Source organism: Cobetia sp. SIMBA_158 (assembly GCF_046566945.1).
Classification (GTDB): Bacteria; Pseudomonadota; Gammaproteobacteria; order Pseudomonadales; family Halomonadaceae; genus Cobetia; species Cobetia amphilecti.
Genome location: NZ_JAWJYL010000054.1, coordinates 1 through 479 on the forward strand (window position 1 = coordinate 1; position 479 = coordinate 479).

The following is a 479-nucleotide window of genomic DNA, read 5'->3' on the forward strand; positions in this document are numbered from 1 at the left end:
GTTAATATATCAGTGCCGTTAGGAAGCAACTGACTTTGACCATTCTCGGATAATAAGTTATGGTTTGAAAGCCTTGACCAACCACTCCACACGTTGTTGTTTAAATAGTTGGTGTAGATGTTATTTATGTAGTCGGTTGCGTATACCCAACCGAATGTACCTTTTCCGTTGGTCGCATCGGTAATATGAAAGAAGCCTCTAAATGAACGATGATTCGGCAAGTCTTTTGATCCTGCGATAGCGTAAAACGTGCCTTGTCCTAGACCGTTATTAATAACAGCGTCTAGGATGCTAACAGATGTGTCTCTAAGAGAGAGCAATGGCATTCCAGTGTCAGTTGTAATTTTCATTTTCTGAAACCCTGACACAAAGTCCTTTGACTTTTGCAAAGCTGCATCTGCTTTCTTCTGAGCTCCATCAGGCGTTTCTGCCGTGTCATCTGTATATTTTTTAGCTGCTACAAGTGCTGCGTCTGCTTT

Annotated in this window: 1 protein-coding gene; it reads right to left on the reverse strand. The window is 41.8% G+C overall.

The window, feature by feature from the left end:
* Nucleotides 1-479, reverse strand: a 479-nt coding sequence (locus tag R2R70_RS18925; protein WP_410978737.1) for a hypothetical protein, incomplete at both ends; no start/stop codon positions are given.